This window comes from Aliivibrio sifiae (assembly GCF_002954705.1).
In the GTDB taxonomy this organism is placed as follows: domain Bacteria; phylum Pseudomonadota; class Gammaproteobacteria; order Enterobacterales; family Vibrionaceae; genus Aliivibrio; species Aliivibrio sifiae_A.
Genome location: NZ_MSCO01000001.1, coordinates 1,138,610 through 1,154,007, shown reverse-complemented (window position 1 = coordinate 1,154,007; position 15,398 = coordinate 1,138,610). Strand labels below are relative to the sequence as shown.

General features: G+C 37.4%; 15 protein-coding genes. 5 read left to right on the top strand and 10 right to left on the bottom strand.

What is annotated here, in order from left to right; genetic code table 11:
* Positions 1-72 precede the first annotated feature (72 nt).
* Complete coding sequence (gene ycfP, locus BTO22_RS05160; RefSeq protein WP_060990777.1) at positions 73-624, bottom strand: alpha/beta hydrolase YcfP; 552 nt, start codon at positions 622-624, stop codon at positions 73-75.
* A 129-nt stretch (positions 625-753) separates the two neighbouring features.
* Positions 754-1,593 (bottom strand): phosphotransferase, encoded by an 840-nt coding sequence (locus BTO22_RS05155; protein ID WP_258132455.1) that lies wholly within the window; start codon positions 1,591-1,593, stop codon positions 754-756.
* Between the two features lie 280 nt (positions 1,594-1,873).
* On the opposite strand from BTO22_RS05155, the gene BTO22_RS05150 reads away from it, so the two are divergent.
* Complete coding sequence (locus BTO22_RS05150; protein ID WP_105054559.1) at positions 1,874-2,617, top strand: class I SAM-dependent DNA methyltransferase; 744 nt, start codon at positions 1,874-1,876, stop codon at positions 2,615-2,617.
* A 98-nt stretch (positions 2,618-2,715) separates the two neighbouring features.
* Here BTO22_RS05150 and BTO22_RS05145 read toward each other — a convergent pair whose 3' ends face one another.
* From BTO22_RS05145 to hinT, 5 genes are all read right to left on the bottom strand, one after another.
* Complete coding sequence (locus tag BTO22_RS05145; protein WP_060990774.1) at positions 2,716-3,054, bottom strand: YggL 50S ribosome-binding family protein; 339 nt, start codon at positions 3,052-3,054, stop codon at positions 2,716-2,718.
* A gap of 154 nt (positions 3,055-3,208) precedes the next feature.
* Positions 3,209-3,799 carry a penicillin-binding protein activator LpoB gene (gene lpoB / locus BTO22_RS05140; protein ID WP_060990773.1) on the bottom strand — a complete coding sequence of 197 codons (591 nt, stop codon included), beginning with the start codon at positions 3,797-3,799 and terminating at the stop codon, positions 3,209-3,211.
* A 59-nt stretch (positions 3,800-3,858) separates the two neighbouring features.
* Positions 3,859-4,248, bottom strand: a complete 390-nt coding sequence (locus BTO22_RS05135; RefSeq protein WP_060990772.1) for a YcfL family protein — start codon at positions 4,246-4,248, stop codon at positions 3,859-3,861.
* Positions 4,248-5,645, bottom strand: a complete 1,398-nt coding sequence (locus BTO22_RS05130) for a COG3014 family protein (RefSeq protein ID WP_060990771.1) — start codon at positions 5,643-5,645, stop codon at positions 4,248-4,250. Before BTO22_RS05130 ends, BTO22_RS05135 begins: the two co-directional genes overlap by 1 nt.
* 65 nt (positions 5,646-5,710) lie before the next feature.
* Positions 5,711-6,061, bottom strand: coding sequence for a purine nucleoside phosphoramidase (gene hinT / locus BTO22_RS05125; protein ID WP_060990770.1), 351 nt, complete (start codon positions 6,059-6,061; stop codon positions 5,711-5,713).
* A gap of 310 nt (positions 6,062-6,371) precedes the next feature.
* Between hinT and BTO22_RS05120 the strand changes: the two genes are divergently transcribed.
* Both BTO22_RS05120 and BTO22_RS05115 read left to right on the top strand, forming a co-directional pair.
* Positions 6,372-8,363 (top strand): methyl-accepting chemotaxis protein, encoded by a 1,992-nt coding sequence (locus BTO22_RS05120; protein WP_105054558.1) that lies wholly within the window; start codon positions 6,372-6,374, stop codon positions 8,361-8,363.
* A 144-nt stretch (positions 8,364-8,507) separates the two neighbouring features.
* A complete protein-coding gene (locus tag BTO22_RS05115; protein WP_060990768.1) occupies positions 8,508-9,515 on the top strand; it encodes an OmpA family protein in 1,008 nt (335 codons plus the stop codon).
* Between the two features lie 177 nt (positions 9,516-9,692).
* Here the strand turns inward: BTO22_RS05115 and BTO22_RS05110 are convergent, their stop codons facing one another.
* Both BTO22_RS05110 and BTO22_RS05105 read right to left on the bottom strand, forming a co-directional pair.
* The gene (locus BTO22_RS05110) at positions 9,693-11,075 is read right to left on the bottom strand and encodes an alpha-amylase family protein (protein ID WP_105054557.1); all 1,383 of its coding nucleotides are present in this window, start codon (positions 11,073-11,075) and stop codon (positions 9,693-9,695) included.
* 163 nt (positions 11,076-11,238) lie between these two features.
* On the bottom strand, positions 11,239-11,712 hold the full coding sequence (locus tag BTO22_RS05105) for a LabA-like NYN domain-containing protein (protein WP_060990766.1): 474 nt from the start codon (positions 11,710-11,712) through the stop codon (positions 11,239-11,241).
* Positions 11,713-11,806: 94 nt separating this feature from the next.
* Here BTO22_RS05105 and BTO22_RS05100 point away from each other — a divergent pair, with 94 nt between their 5' ends.
* Both BTO22_RS05100 and BTO22_RS05095 read left to right on the top strand, forming a co-directional pair.
* Positions 11,807-12,265, top strand: a complete 459-nt coding sequence (locus tag BTO22_RS05100; RefSeq protein ID WP_060990765.1) for an RNA methyltransferase — start codon at positions 11,807-11,809, stop codon at positions 12,263-12,265.
* A gap of 34 nt (positions 12,266-12,299) precedes the next feature.
* Positions 12,300-13,277: a phosphotransferase gene (locus BTO22_RS05095; protein ID WP_105054556.1), complete on the top strand. Its 978-nt coding sequence runs from the start codon at positions 12,300-12,302 to the stop codon at positions 13,275-13,277.
* Between the two features lie 124 nt (positions 13,278-13,401).
* Here the strand turns inward: BTO22_RS05095 and BTO22_RS05090 are convergent.
* On the bottom strand, positions 13,402-15,398 hold a 1,997-nt coding region (locus BTO22_RS05090), incomplete at its 5' end, for a helicase-related protein (RefSeq protein WP_105054555.1).

The following is a 15,398-nucleotide window of genomic DNA, read 5'->3' as shown; positions in this document are numbered from 1 at the left end:
ACACGATATTGTGAGGTTTTTATTATGTTAAGAATGTTTTTTATTCTCAAATCGAATTTACAAAAACAGCTTTTAAATCAATGTTTCTGCTTCTTTAAATACTTTCATTGCCTGCAGATGTTGAGAGATTTTCTTAAACTTATGCGTTTCGTTTTCATCCCAAATAATTTGATAATAAGGTTCTAACTCTGTAGCCGTTGCCGAATTATCACGAATTTCATCACTTTTAGATAAAATACATAAACAATTTTCTTTGTTTTTATTACGGAACTTCTCAACACACTTAGTTGCTATATCGGCATATTCTTCAGGACGATCAATTCGACCTTCCATATTAACTTCTGGGTGTAAGTTAGGATTAAAAATAACCTGACGGATACCACATAAGAAACCAATACGTTCAGCCCAAAAACCACCTAAACCAACACCACAAATGATAGGATTTGGATCGCCAGCTTGCTCAATGACCTTATACACTTCTTTTAATAAATGCTGCATATCATGCTTAGGATGCAGAGTACTGTAATTAATGAAACGTACATCTTCATCGATAAATTGAAGTTGCATCACCTTCTCATGATTACCTGGGCTTGTTGAGTCGAAGCCGTGAAGATAAATAATCATGTGTTCCCCCTGTTTCCTGAATAAGAATTTTCCATATAAGTAATTTTAATCTACCATGAAATTTAAGGTTTTAAAGCTCTTAACTTGAACAATAATGAGAACAGTGATCTACCCTAGATTATTACCGATTTATTTCTGCATTAACGGTAATAATTCTTTTAACTTGCTCATTTCTCGTTCTGCCAACTCTTTATAACAACTGTCTTTAAGTAATTGATAGCCTAATGCAAACCATAAAGCCCCCATAAAGCATACCCAAGGCGTCCAATATGCCACCGCTTTTTGCCAAGGTTCAATATCAAAATTACGCTGTAAACAGTAATTATGAATAACGTCATCAGCATTAAACTGATTCGCAATAATCATAGTGGTTAAATCTTGACTCGGATCACCAATAGAGGCGTATTCCCAATCAATCAAACCATAACCCTCTTCTCTTACAATAATATTATAAGCGCCAATATCGTAATGACATAAACAAGGAACAAACAAAGCGTGCTCTTCTTGTTGAGAGAAATGGTCAACGTACGTCTGCATTTCTAACGTTTGGAACTTCGGCTGTAATGATCCCCAATAATCTAAGATACGAGATTTCAAACTCATCACTTCATTTTTAATGTCGTCATTGAAATCGTTTATTGCTAATTGGTGAACAGAGACCAGTAAATTAACTGCAGCACCTTGAGCTTTATCAAGAGCAATAACATCGCCATTCAACCATTCGACTAATAAACCATATTCATTCGAACTATATACCTTTGGAGTAAAAGGGACTGCATGTAGCGCAGTTAATATCTCTCGTTCTTTATTTCTATCAGCACCAAGTAACTTCGCTTGTGTTGACACCGGACGCCAAACAAAAGTCCCCTCTTTCGCTTCAACTTTCAAACAAGCATTGGTTAATCCACCAGTAAGCAAAGATGCCTTATAAAAAGTTAATCCAAAGTCATTAAAATTAATATCCATCATCCTACTCATAAAGTATCGCAATAACATAGTGTTAGGCCAGTCTATCACAACTGCATATTCTGTTTAATTTAGTCTCAAAATTGCAGCATGAATTGATTTTATATTATTTATAATTATATCTATTCAAACTTGGATTTTTGGATTAATATCCGCGCCCTACGCGTCTCTTGAGAGTTAACTACAATACAGTGTCTCACCTGACGTATTTATTACATACCTTTCCAAATAAGCGGTTAATCAAACACTTAAAGTAGACTGGTGTTATTTTGGATAGACTATAATGTCCTCTAACGCTTTATATACTGATTTATCTGGCTATTACGATTTAATGTGTGCTGATATCGATTATCAAGAGCAAAGTAACTTTGTTCGTCGTATACATCAAATTTTTGGTAATCATGGAAGAGATTATCTTGATTTAGCTTGTGGTACTGGCCCACACGTTAAACATTTTATTAATTACGGATATCAAGCGAAGGGCTTAGACATTAACCAACCTATGCTTGATCTTGCAAAGTTGCGAAATCCTGATGCTGAGTTTATTTTGCATGACATGAGTAACTTTACTGTTGATGAACCTTTAGACTTAATCACCTGTTTTCTTTATTCAATTCATTACAATGCAAATATTGAAAAGTTAGCAGAATGTATTGCAAGCGTTCATGCGGCATTAAAAACAGATGGCGTATTCTGCTTTAACTCGGTAGCAAGAAATAAGATTGATAATCGCTCATTTGTAAAGCACCCAGCAGAACATGAAGGCAGCCAATTTACGTTTCAATCAGGTTGGAATTACAGTGGCCAAGGGGATGGGCAGCATTTATTGCTAAAGATAGAGAAAACAACAGATGGCGTGACAGAAGCTTGGGATGATAAACACCCAATGGTAGCGGTCGATTTTGAGCAACTGCAAACGCTATTAGAACCATACTTTGACGTTCACTTATTTGAACATGACTATGAAAAAATCACCCCGTTAAATGCAGGTTCTGGTAACGCGATTGTGGTTTGTGTAAAAAAATAAACTCTGCATTCAGTTTCTAAGAACATAAAAACAAAAATCCGCCAACTAAGGCGGATTTTTTATTTATATTCTTGTGCAGACTAACTGCAACACAAAAATTATAAGTAGTTAGCGTCAACTAATTCGCTGATCTCAACTTTGCTTACTTCTGCACGGCTGTCTAGCCAGTTAGCAACTAAAAGCTGCTCTTCTGCTGTTGCTGAACGGTAACGCTCAGTTGAACATACAAAGCCTTCAAACAGCTCTAGGCCACCACCACAGAAACATAAATCAATGCTGTTGATGTAATCAATGAAATCATCTACGAATACATCGTATTGGTCAAAATCTTTAAATTCAGTTGCACAGCTTACTTCAAAACCAAGAAGCGCAAACTCGCCTAGGTATAATTTTTTACGAATACGGCGATTTTTGTTTTCTAACTTATTAAGTTTCATAGTATTTCTCTCTTTGATTTATCTAGCACTACTTATACTCCTTTCCATCCGTTTTCCCAAGCTTTGATTGAAAGAAATTACTAAATTCAAATACAAAAAAAACCAGAGTAGTTTCCCACTCTGGTTTCTTAAACTATCAATTAGAGTTTAGTGATTACCAACCTAATAGACTTTTCTCTTGTTGCTTACGGATCTCTGTTTCATCAGCCCATTCGATTAGGCCTGTTTCTAAATCCATTAAACGCATTGTCATTTTATAGTAAACGTCTTTGTCGCTGCCTGCATTTTTCACGATGCTAGAAAGGTTGCCATAAAGCATATATTGAGCGCCGACCATTTTACCAAATTGAATCGCTGTATTTTGATTTACTAACTCATCATTGTTTTGAAAGTTAAGTTGTGAACGAACAGCTTCTACACGGTCCATATCAACAAAACGGAACTTACCAGAATTTAACAGTTTAGTACTGATAGAGTCAGTAACTGATTCAGTATCAATGTGCTCACTTGTTTTATTCTTAATACTTTCAACAAAAACAATTGGACGATTGCCTTGAGTAATTTGAGCAACAGCGCCAGAAGACAGCATGCTTTCAGTCATCTCGCCAGCAATTTTCTGTAGATCCGTCGAACCAAAATCAACAGTTGTTGTTTCAACTGCTTGAGCGTCGCCGTAACTTACTTTGTTAGAACAGCCACCGAGTAATACAGCTAAGCTTAATAACGCAATAACACTTTTATTCATTTTTTATTTACCTCTAGTGAGTGTTTTATCTCAAATTATATCAACACGGTTCATTGATATTATTCTAATGTACGAATTTGAACACGGAATTGAGTTGCTTCTGGTTTCATTGCAACGCCTTGAATACTCATTGTATCTAAGCCACGCACAATAAATGTACGCCAAGGTGAATCAGAACCATTAACTTCTAGGCCTTGAGCATCATACCAGTAAAAACGGTATTGCAACTGTTGGTCACCTGTAAATTTACTTGTTACTGACACAATGCCGCGAACTAAACCATTGTTGTCCTGTGTGCTGATTTGCTCAACAGACAAACGGTTACCAAGTACATTATCGCCAAAAAGTACTTTTTGAGTACTGCTATCAACACTAATACCTGCAGTTTGGCTCGAGCTACAAGCAGCCAATGCCAATGGTAATAGCAAAACGATAAGCCATTTTTTCATTATATTTCTCCTAGTTGTTTATGCCACCATGTGACGGCGTTTCCTTGTCTTGATACCCAGACTACGACGGTATGACCTTCTTTTATCGTAAAGTTTAGCTCATTTCCCAGATATTGGATTTGATTATCCCCTGCTTTCACATCAACACTTGTTACGCTGATCAATGATGGCAGTGTTTGCCAACTACGCGTGTCAGGCTGCTCTGTTAACGAGTTAAATATAGTTAGTACCGCATTCGCTAAATCTTCTTCTTTCGTGTTTCGTGATGTTTTTCGCAACTCATCTTTCGCAACGACACGCAATGCTTGGCGAATAACCATCGCAGGAATTCGTTCATTTAAGTCATTTCGAGCCATTAAAGTAACATCCGCCAATTGATCTGAGGCTAATGCTTTATTGTTCACTTTAAGTGGTGAGAACACATCACGGTTTGTCTTTTTGTAATATGGTAGCGCTAAGTTATATTGAACAAAATTACCTTGGCTATCCCACATTGGTAAGCGTAATCGCCAATCAGAAAGCTGTGGCAAGATACCTTGCTCATCAATAATAATTACTCTGCTGTCAGTGCGCTTTGGTACTTTATAAGCACCGTATTGCTTCTCTAACAACGTAATATCATTGCGCATTCCAAGTCGTCGAGCTAAACGTTGGACTGACTCAATCACCGTCTTATTATTTGGAGCTACCGCAAGCGCTCGCTTATAATCTATATAAGCATCACTATAATTGCGATTTGTTTCAAACAACAAACCAGAATAATAGAAAAGATAGCCATTTTGCACTGCGGCTAATTTATTACCTACATCAGGATAATTCGCTAAAATAGCGCCGACATTTGCATCAACACCTTGTTTTTTAGCGTCTTTTTCTGCTGAACGAAGCTCTTTTTCTCGGTCTCTCTTAGCTTGCTCTTGAATGTAATTCGCTTTTCTAACTTCAATCAAAGCACCTTCCAAATCATTATTTTTTAAATAATTTAATGAAAGATAAAGGTGTAAATAACCCAACTCATAATCCGCTGGTTTATAATCAATTAAGTTATCGTTAGTCACCAAAGAACCAACTTGGTTCGCTGAATCAGAGACAGAAATTACGGCTTGATCACTTTGTATTCTGGCCGCTTGTTCTGCCCCCTCAAAATCCGCTTTACTTTCTGCGTATTGCTCACTCAATAAAGCAACTCGACCACGCTCTAGATTATCAAGGATGGGGCCTCCGACTTCAGGAGCCTCTTCACTGTATGCTTGCTTAGCATCGCCATTTTTTACCAACTGATAAGTATCATCCGTCTGGGCAGAGTAATGGCTAAATAAATTTCCAACAGACAGGTTGGCACACCCCGACAGCAGCAGGGTAAAAGAAAGTACAATGGATTTTTTTAGTATCGACGTCATTAAAATAGAAAACTCTCAGTCTAAAAAAGTAAGGCTCCTAACTAGGGAGCCTTATTTGAGATCGATTAACTTAATAGCATTGGACCTAATGGACGACCACCCACAAGGTGCATATGAATATGATAAACTTCTTGGCCACCATGAGGATTACAGTTAACAATCAAACGGTAACCGTCTTCAGCAATACCTTCTTCAATCGCTATTTTCTTAGCAACTGTAAATAGACGTCCCATAACTAATTCATCTTCAGCTTCCACATCGTTCGTGGTTGGGATCAATTTATTTGGAATAATTAACACGTGGCTTGGCGCACGCGGATTAATATCACGAAACGCAGTAACTAAATCATCTTGATAAACAACATCCGCTGGAATTTCTTTACGAATAATTTTGCTAAAAATAGTTTCTTCAGCCATGACTCATCTCCAATAAAACACAGTTTTTTATTTTCTACTGCCTCTAGTATGCGTTACAAATTTCTCGAAAACAATCACTTGAACTATAACTTAACGACAAATTAAGCCTTCATCTGCAAAAATCCCTTGAATAATTGAGAGTCATCTCTCTTTATGTATTGTTAATTTTATAGATATGGTCACAGCGGGTAATAGAAAATAATCATAATATGAATGCTTACTGTAAACATATTAAGACTGAGTGTTATTTATACTAATCAACACTAGATTTAATAAAATTAATACTATTAATACTATAGAGAGATAGAACATGAATAGTTCGGTAGTACGTCGAATGTACGCAGGATTCTCGCTTATCGTGATCTTGTTTATTACGACGGTTATCCTGATGCTCAATGGAACGAGTAATATCCACAATCAGATGAAGTCAGTCTCTTCAGACTCTTTACCTTTAGTCAGCTTATCTAATGAAACCAGCGTTGCTCTTCTTGCGGCTGACAAATCTTTCAAAGACTTCTTAACCACTAATGATCCAATTCAAATGCAGCAAGCACGACAAGCATTTGTTAGTGCAGAGACAACGTTTAATAATACGTTTCAACGTCTAGTTAATGTTGCCGAACAACAAAATACCGGCACTCAACAACGCTCAGAACTGACTGATATCCAAGCTGCTTATTTCAATGAAGCACAAGTCGCAATGGACAACTATCAAGCTCTACTACTTGCTGATAATGAAAAACAAAAAGCAACTCGTAGCTTTCAACGTTTATACACAGAATTAAGTGTAAGAATGAAAGAGTTCGTCAACGACCAAGAAAGCATTGCGGTTAAGATGATGGCAAAAAGCTATTTTGTAAAACTTGAAGATGCCGAGCTAATTACCTCTGATGCATTAGCAAGTAACGATGTAGAGTTTGTAAAAAAAGCCGTTAATCAAAATAAAAAAGCCGTCACTCATTTAAATTATGCTTATCGTGGTTTAGTGAATCAATTACCTCAATTAAAAGAGACTTTTGATAAATCGGTAAATCAGTTCAGTGCCGAAGTAGGGAAAAAAGAAGGAATTCTAAATACTCACTTTGCCTATCTAAGTGCTAAAGATGCGCTTTACAACAACATATCTAACCTCGCTCGCCAAATTGATAACGCACTTGTCTTACTGACTTCATTTAATGAGTTAGCAAATCAAGATCTGCAAACATCATTACAACAAGCTGAAGTTATTTATCAACAAAGTGTGTATAAAGCGATAGCGTTAGGTGTTGTTGTTTCTCTACTTGCGACTATCATTGGTTTCCATCTGGCATCATCAGTAAGAACACCACTGCAAAACATGTTAAAAATATTAGAGTCACTAACTTCTGGAGACATGACACAACGCATTCAAACTAAACATAATACAGAGTTTAGCCGCGTATCTCGTCACATCAATACCGTCGCTGACAACTTACAGAAAGTACTTCTGCAATTAAGTGGCGCGTCAGATGAATTAACAGCGGTTGCTCAAAATAACAGTTCAACAGCAGAAAAAGCCAAACAACAGCTACTTAATCAACGTGAGCAAACCACAAGTGTTGCCGCTGCGATGACTCAGATGGAGCACTCCGTTGTTGAAGTCGCATCAAGCTCAGAAAGCTCATTATTGAAAGTACAAGAAGTTGAAGCGGCCTCTGAGCATGGCCAAAAAGTCATGGCTAATAACATTGCTACTATTGAACAATTATCAAGTCGCCTTGATGAATCTGTTCAAGCCGTTGGAAATTTACAAAAAGTCAGCAGTGAAATTGGCTCCATTTTAGATGTTATTAATAAGATAGCAGAGCAAACTAACCTATTGGCATTGAATGCCGCAATTGAAGCAGCTCGTGCAGGGGAACAAGGGCGAGGCTTTGCGGTTGTTGCCGATGAAGTACGTATTCTTGCTCAACGTACCGCAAAATCAACATCAGAGATTGAGGCTATGATTGCGAACCTTCAATCAAGTTCTAAAACCACAACAACCGTCATTGAAAGTTGTGTTGAGGATATGCAGCAAAGCGTAATGCAAACGAACGAAGCCAACAATGCAATGGTAATGATACAAAGCTTGATTGATGAGATAAGCCACATGAGTAATCACATCTCTCAAGCAGCGAACGAACAAAGCGCCACCACCACAGAAATTGCACGCAGTTTAGAAGACATCAGTCACATTGCAGAAGAGAACCAAACCGCAATGAATGATATTGCTAATGTCAGCTCAACATTAAATGAATTGGCACACCAACAAAGCGATATCGTGCATCAATTTAAAGTGTAAATTTGACGTATTGAGGGGAGAAATCCCCTCTCCTTAAAGCTTAATAGAATAAAATATAAGCAAATACCTGCAGAAACTTGAATTCTTGTTCTACTATTTATACATACTGCTAACAATGGTGTGTTTTAAATAAAAGGACTGTATATGAAAAAATCATCTTTACTTGTTGCTGTGGCTCTAACTTCTGTAGGGTTTTCTTCCCCTTTACTGGCTGAAGCGTACTTTGGTGGTAAATTAGGCCTTGGTCTCATTGACGACGCCTGCTCTGCTTCTGGGCCATGTGACGACGACGCATTTGGATATGGTGTATACGGTGGTTACCATTTCACAGAGCGTTGGGGATTAGAGCTTGGCTTTGATTCTATTGGCGAGTTTGAATCTAGTCATTCCTATAACGGTACAACAAAATACGTTGATAGCCGTCTTACTGCCCTCTCATTAGCTCCTCGTTATACTTTTTCTGCTACCGATACCATCGATGTATTCCTCAAGGCTGGTGCCGCATACATGGACTATAGCAATGCAAACGACACTGTCTTTACTGCAGGTTTAGGGAGTGAATTAGCCCTAAATGAAAGCCTAGCTTTACGTCTAGAATACCAATACTTCGACGATATCGATGATAGCTACATTTATGATCTATCATCTCACTTCATTTCTATTGGTCTGACTTATACTTTTGGAAGCGCTTCAAAAGCAACATCAATCGAAGAAGAAGAGGAAGTTGAAGTAGTACAAGAACCTGAAAAACAAATGGCAGAACCAATGGAAGAAAAACCAATGGAACCTGTTGCCGTTAAACAAGAGCAATCTAAATCACATCAAAACCTATTTAAAAATAATGGTTCAGAGCTTGCACCTGAAAGTCATGCTGAACTTGATTCAATTGCCGCAATCCTAGTTGAACACCCACAAGCGAGGGTCAACATTATCGGTCATACAGACTCCTCAGGCTCGGCAGCATACAATCAAAAAATATCAGAAGACAGAGCAAACGCAGTGTCCGACTACTTACAAGATAAAGGGGTAAAAGAAAGCCAAATCAATGCGTCAGGTGAAGGTGAATCTAATCCTATCGCAACCAATAAAACGGCAGAAGGACGAAGCGCTAACCGCCGCGTTGATATTGATATTCCTAACTTTGAATATTAATAAACAACCATTATATCCGTATCCAATTTCACTACACAGTTTGTAATACCAATGCAACTCATTAGATAATCTATTTATTACGTAGGGAAATCAGATAATTAATGGCATTGGTATAACTACGGATAACAAAAAAGGTGGATAATTTATCCACCTTTTTTCATTCTCAGATAAGAACACTTAGCGTGAAAATAGCATGTAGGAATTCGCAGGAATAAAGAACCGAAGATTCCCTTGCTGGGGAGCGTAATAATGATTAGAAGTATTCTCTAACCACACTACGTCAGATCTAACCGCAACATTAACCTCGATATTATGGTCTGATTTATTTAATGCAACCAAACCACTCTCACCTCGAGAAAAAACTAAGTGCTCATCACTGGCTTCAACCAATCGTTGCTCTTGTCCATACATCTCATTATGAAATGACATTAGCTGAGTCATACGAGCACTTTTCCATTCATCCTTCCAACGTGGTTGATTTTGCTTATTTTTAATCCCACTGGTTTCAAGCTCTGAATACACTAACGGTATTCCGCCCTCTCTACAAAATAGGTAAGCGTAAGCAAGCCATTCGTTCGATTCGCTCATGACCAAATCTTTAAACACATCATTGTTTGGAATATCGTGAGTAATAGCAAACGTAATAGCACGTAGTGGAGATAACGCCATACCGTAGCAGTAAGGATCAATTAAGGACTTAAATGATCCTTTATTTTCTAACGATTGATATAAAGAATTAAATAAAGGGAAATCATAAGCTCCCAACGTTGTTCCTTGCAAATAAGGATTCAAAAACGTCTCATATTCTTCTTTTGTCGCACCACCATCAGTAATGATCTCACCGAAAATATGTACGTCTTTAGTTATTTCCTCATCCCACACTTTATTCAAGTGCTCAAGCGTCATGTGTTTTGCCGCATCAATACGGAAGCCTTTAACACCAATCTGCTTTAGCGCTTTTAGGTATGCTTTTTGCTGCGCAACAACATGCTCATTATCAGACAGTGTTGGTAAACCTGGGTCATGCGGACCGCCTGAAATTCGTCCGTTTTGCACTTCCCATTTATCATTCCAGTTTTCAATACCGAACGCTTCTACAAAATCAGATTCAGAAAACAGTGGCTGAGATAAATCACCAAATAACGTTAATGACTCGTACTTTTTAGGATCACGAGCATAATCTTCTCTGTCCCATTGATTAGGGAATTCTAAATCAGCTCGAATATCAGACTCATTCGCCATGTGATTAAACACAACATCAACGTAAACCCAAATATTAAATTCAGCTAAGCGTGACACCATACGAGTGAAATCAATAGTATCTCCTAATGGGTTGTCTATAAGACGGTAATCTTGTGGTTGATATCGTTGCCACCACTGAGTACCAGATGGCAAACGAAGAGATTTCATCGCAGGAGAGACTAAAACCGAGCGGTAGCCCAAACTGGCAATCAATTCAGCTTGTTCAGCAATATCTTGATAAGTCCAATCAAAAGCATGAAGAATAATATTACTTACAGCCGGAACTTCTGTTGAATGCCATTGTGTTTGCTGGCTCATTATTTTTTATCCTTATAGGTAACGTCATTCAATTATAAAAAGTCCCTATTTTTCTGCCCTCCTCCTTAACTCTATAAAATCCAGTATGAGGCGTTAGGCGTAGCTTGGTAAATAAGTACTACTCAATAACGTTACAACAAAGAACAATACTTGTTAACTCATTCTATAATAACAAGTTATCTTCAATTGGAATAAAGCGGTCTGCGACTTCAATTAATGAATTTGCCGTTAAGCTCTCTACACCGTACACTTCAACTTCTTTGTTAAAACGTGACTGAATTCGCTTAACGAGTAAATCAAAATCACCATCGCCAGACAAAATCACCACGATATCCGCTTGCTCAGCCATCTCAATAGCATCAAGGGCAATACCTACGTCCCAATCGCCTTTTGCAGACCCATCACGACGCTGAATAAAAGGTTTTAATTTCACATCAAAACCAATACCACGAAGGATATTATGAAATTGCTTCTGTTTATCATCACTACGTGCAATCGCATAGGCATTAGCGCCTACCACTTTACGACCATCGGTCACTTTTGCCCATAATGCGTTGTAATCAAAATGACGTTGGTAGACATCACGTGTGGTGTAGTAAATGTTTTGCACATCAACAAGAATCGCAACCGTTTTCATATTTCACCTTCCTAGGAAATTATCCAATGAGTCTATATGAATCCCTTTAATTTAGGTATACTTCGCGCAAATTTTGTATTGGAAAGACGGTAAAATGACTAAAGGCTACTCTTGTATTGGATTGGTAAACCCAAAAACACCTGAAAATGTTGGCTCAGTAATGCGAGCGGCGGGCTGCTATGGCGTAAATTCGGTATTCTACACAGGTAGACGTTACGATATCGCCAAACAATTTTGTACAGACACAAAAAGCCAGCATTTAAATGTACCGCTGATTGGTGTTGAAGATCTAAAAGACATCATTCCTTTAGATTGCGTGCCAGTCGCGGTTGACCTTATTGAAGGCGCGAAACCTCTGCCAGATTACAAGCACCCACCACGTGCGTTTTACATTTTTGGCCCTGAAGACGGTACGTTGAAAAAAGAGATCACCGATTTCTGCCGTGAGACTATTTATGTCCCAACCAATGGCTGCATGAACTTAGCCGCTGCTGTAAACGTGATCATGTATGACCGCATGGCAAAAGGTGAAAACTTCTCCAACCATAAGTAATCGACGTTAAGCTAGATAAATAAAGGAACTCGACATGTTTGATTTATCACGTATTTCGGGTTTCGAAAACGCATCAATTACCCAGACCGATACCCTACAAACCTTGTGGGGCGGTTATGGGGAGTTGGTGCGTTTGCATTTAACCCATGCACCCACCTCTTCTATTATCATTAAACAAATCACCTTACCCAAGCCTAAAGTGCATCCTAGAGGTTGGAATACGGATTTATCACACCAACGTAAACTCGACTCCTACCAAGTGGAACTCAATTGGTATCAAGATTACGCCAATTCGGTTCCTACCCATTGTCCTGTGCCGCGCTGTTTATATGTAGAGCAGCGAGATAACGAGCTCATCTTAGTATTAGAAGATTTAGCGACCTGCGGTTTTCCAATCGTAAAAACTGGGCCATTACAAACCAGCGCCTCGATAAACGAAACCAAAGCCTGCTTAACGTGGCTTGCAAACTTTCACGCAGCGCACCTTAATGTTCAACCTACAGGATTATGGCAAACAGGTACTTATTGGCATTTAGACACTCGCCCAGATGAGCTTAAAGCCTTAACGGATTTACCATTAAAGCAAGCCGCAGTTAAGATTGATGAAACACTTAAAAACAGCCGCTACCAAACCTTGGTTCATGGTGATGCTAAGTTAGCGAACTTCTGTTTCTCTGAAGATGGAAAACACGTCGCAGCGGTTGATTTCCAATACATAGGAAAAGGCTGCGGCATGAAGGATGTGATTTTATTTATCAGCAGCGCTGTTATGCCAGAACAGTGCGCAGAGCTTGAAAACGAATTACTCGATCATTACTTTACTCAGCTTAACACCGCCCTATTGCGTTTAGGCCGCACTGAGGCAAGTAACGATATTGAGCAAGAGTGGCGACCACTGTTTTGCATTGCTTGGGCTGATTTTCAACGCTTTGTAAAAGGCTGGAGCCCAGAGCATTGGAAGATTAATGGGTATACGGAAGGGCTTAAAGAAAGAGCGTTGAAAGGGTTGTAGGGAAAGGTCGCAATGAGCGACCTTTTTTGTATAGTAGTTTTTTATAATTAATCCATTTTTAAACCGAAGCATTGTAGATTGTTTAATAAACAAAAAACACACTGAACCTGTTACCTCTTTCAAACTATAGCGACATAGCACTTAACTCTCTATACTCAAAAGAATTAATTGGAAGAACTCTAAGTAAATTTTTATAGTCAATTACCAATTCGTCATTAGTTTTGTATACGTATTTTCTAAGATTTTCATTCCTATAGATATTGATTGCAGTAAACCTCGATATCCCTACATTTTGCAACTCTATTTCAAATGGATTTGTTGAACCATATTCTAAGAATGTAGCCCAGTTTGTTCCAGAATCATCTTCACCATTAATACTGACTAACGCCTTGTAATAGTGGTTAAAATATCTCTCAAATTTAAACCTTAATACGTCTTCAAGATCGGAAAATAGCTTTTCTATCAGTATATTAATATGATCTAAACTTCCATCAAAAACAGGCATTAGCACCTCGTTCCCTTGCCTTATAAATAATTGCTTTTGATTCTCCTTGTAGTATTTAATTGACATAACGATCATTTGATTGACCGACTTACCACTAATCCAATCATACATAAGCTTATTGTAATATGAGATTTGAGACATCTTAATTTTTTCCGTATTTTCCCAATCATATATACGATGAAATATGTTTAACACCAATGTACAGTTTTCATAATTAAAAGAAGGCAAAACTGCATCCTTTTCATGAAATCTAGCTATCTCATAGATATCTTTGTGAGTACTAAAGTCTAATGATTTATATGAATTCAACAATTCCAAAGGAATATTCTTAATATCATTAGATTTAAGTTTAGCAAGCTCGACTATTTTATGAAGATTAGACTTAATAAATAGGTTGATGGTGTTGCTTTTATTAAGTTCTTCAGGGAATCTTAACGTATCAATACAAATTATATTTGCCAAGTACTTAATAGTAGAGTCTGTATCTTGAGAACTCAATTTATCAGAAGAAAGCAGCTGTTCAAGTTTATCTAACTTTGCTTTACTTTTAATATTTTTTTCAATTGTACTTTCAAGCTTAACTGATTTATCCTTAAATATTGATAGATCATTATCCCAAGATTTTGTACCTGATGACAAGCAAAAAACATTTCCTGAAAGTTCTGATCTATAACGACCAGCTCTTCCGGCTAAATTCCAAAAATTAAGACTCTTAATCTTGTTTGATTCTTTATCTTGAGTGTACCTGATTTTGTTCTCGCAAATTATGAATATGTTTTTTGTTGGCATATTTACTCCTTCAGCGAGAGTAGGTGTACAAAAAATATAATCGATCTCACCCTTCCTAAATAGATCTTCAACAATACCTCGAACAGAGTGAGGCAGCTTACCATGGTGGTATGCAACTCTTTTCTTTAGACACTTAACAAGATAATAGTCTTCATGAACAAGGTCAGATATAGCCTTAATAGCATCAGTGATATCATCAGAAAGCTCGGTATTATCCAGCTTTTCAAGAAACTCTTTTGCATAGTTCACTGCTATTTCTCCACGAGAGCAATATATCATGTTAGAGTGTTTAGATTTCCCAACATTAATTATGAAATCATTATTATTACTAATTGAATTGACTAAATCTGAATTAATATTAATAAATTCATTATTTGCTAGTACTCTTAAAGAGTTTTGTTCGACATTTATTAAGAAAATATTTTGAGCTACCGGAGCTTCATCGGTATGGTGAGAATAATATGGATTTTTACCAAACAACTCCAAAAATACACTCGGATTTGATATATTTGGAGATGAGAAATATACTTTCAAGTTATCATACTTTGCCAGTGTCATTTCAATAGCATTGTATTCTGTTAAGCTGCGCTCTGAGTCATTGCCACTTGAAGCTAATTTATGAGCTTCATCAACAAATAAATCGTCAAGTTCGAGAGCATTTTCTTTAGTGTGTAAATTAAGTAACCTTTCAGGTGTTAAAATAAATATGTAATTTTTACTTGCTTTTTCCTCACCAGATATTGTATTAAAAACCGTATAATCGTACTTATTAATTAAATCTTTTAGTGATGTCCTAATTTCAATTGTAACTTGGTTTATTAACGCTC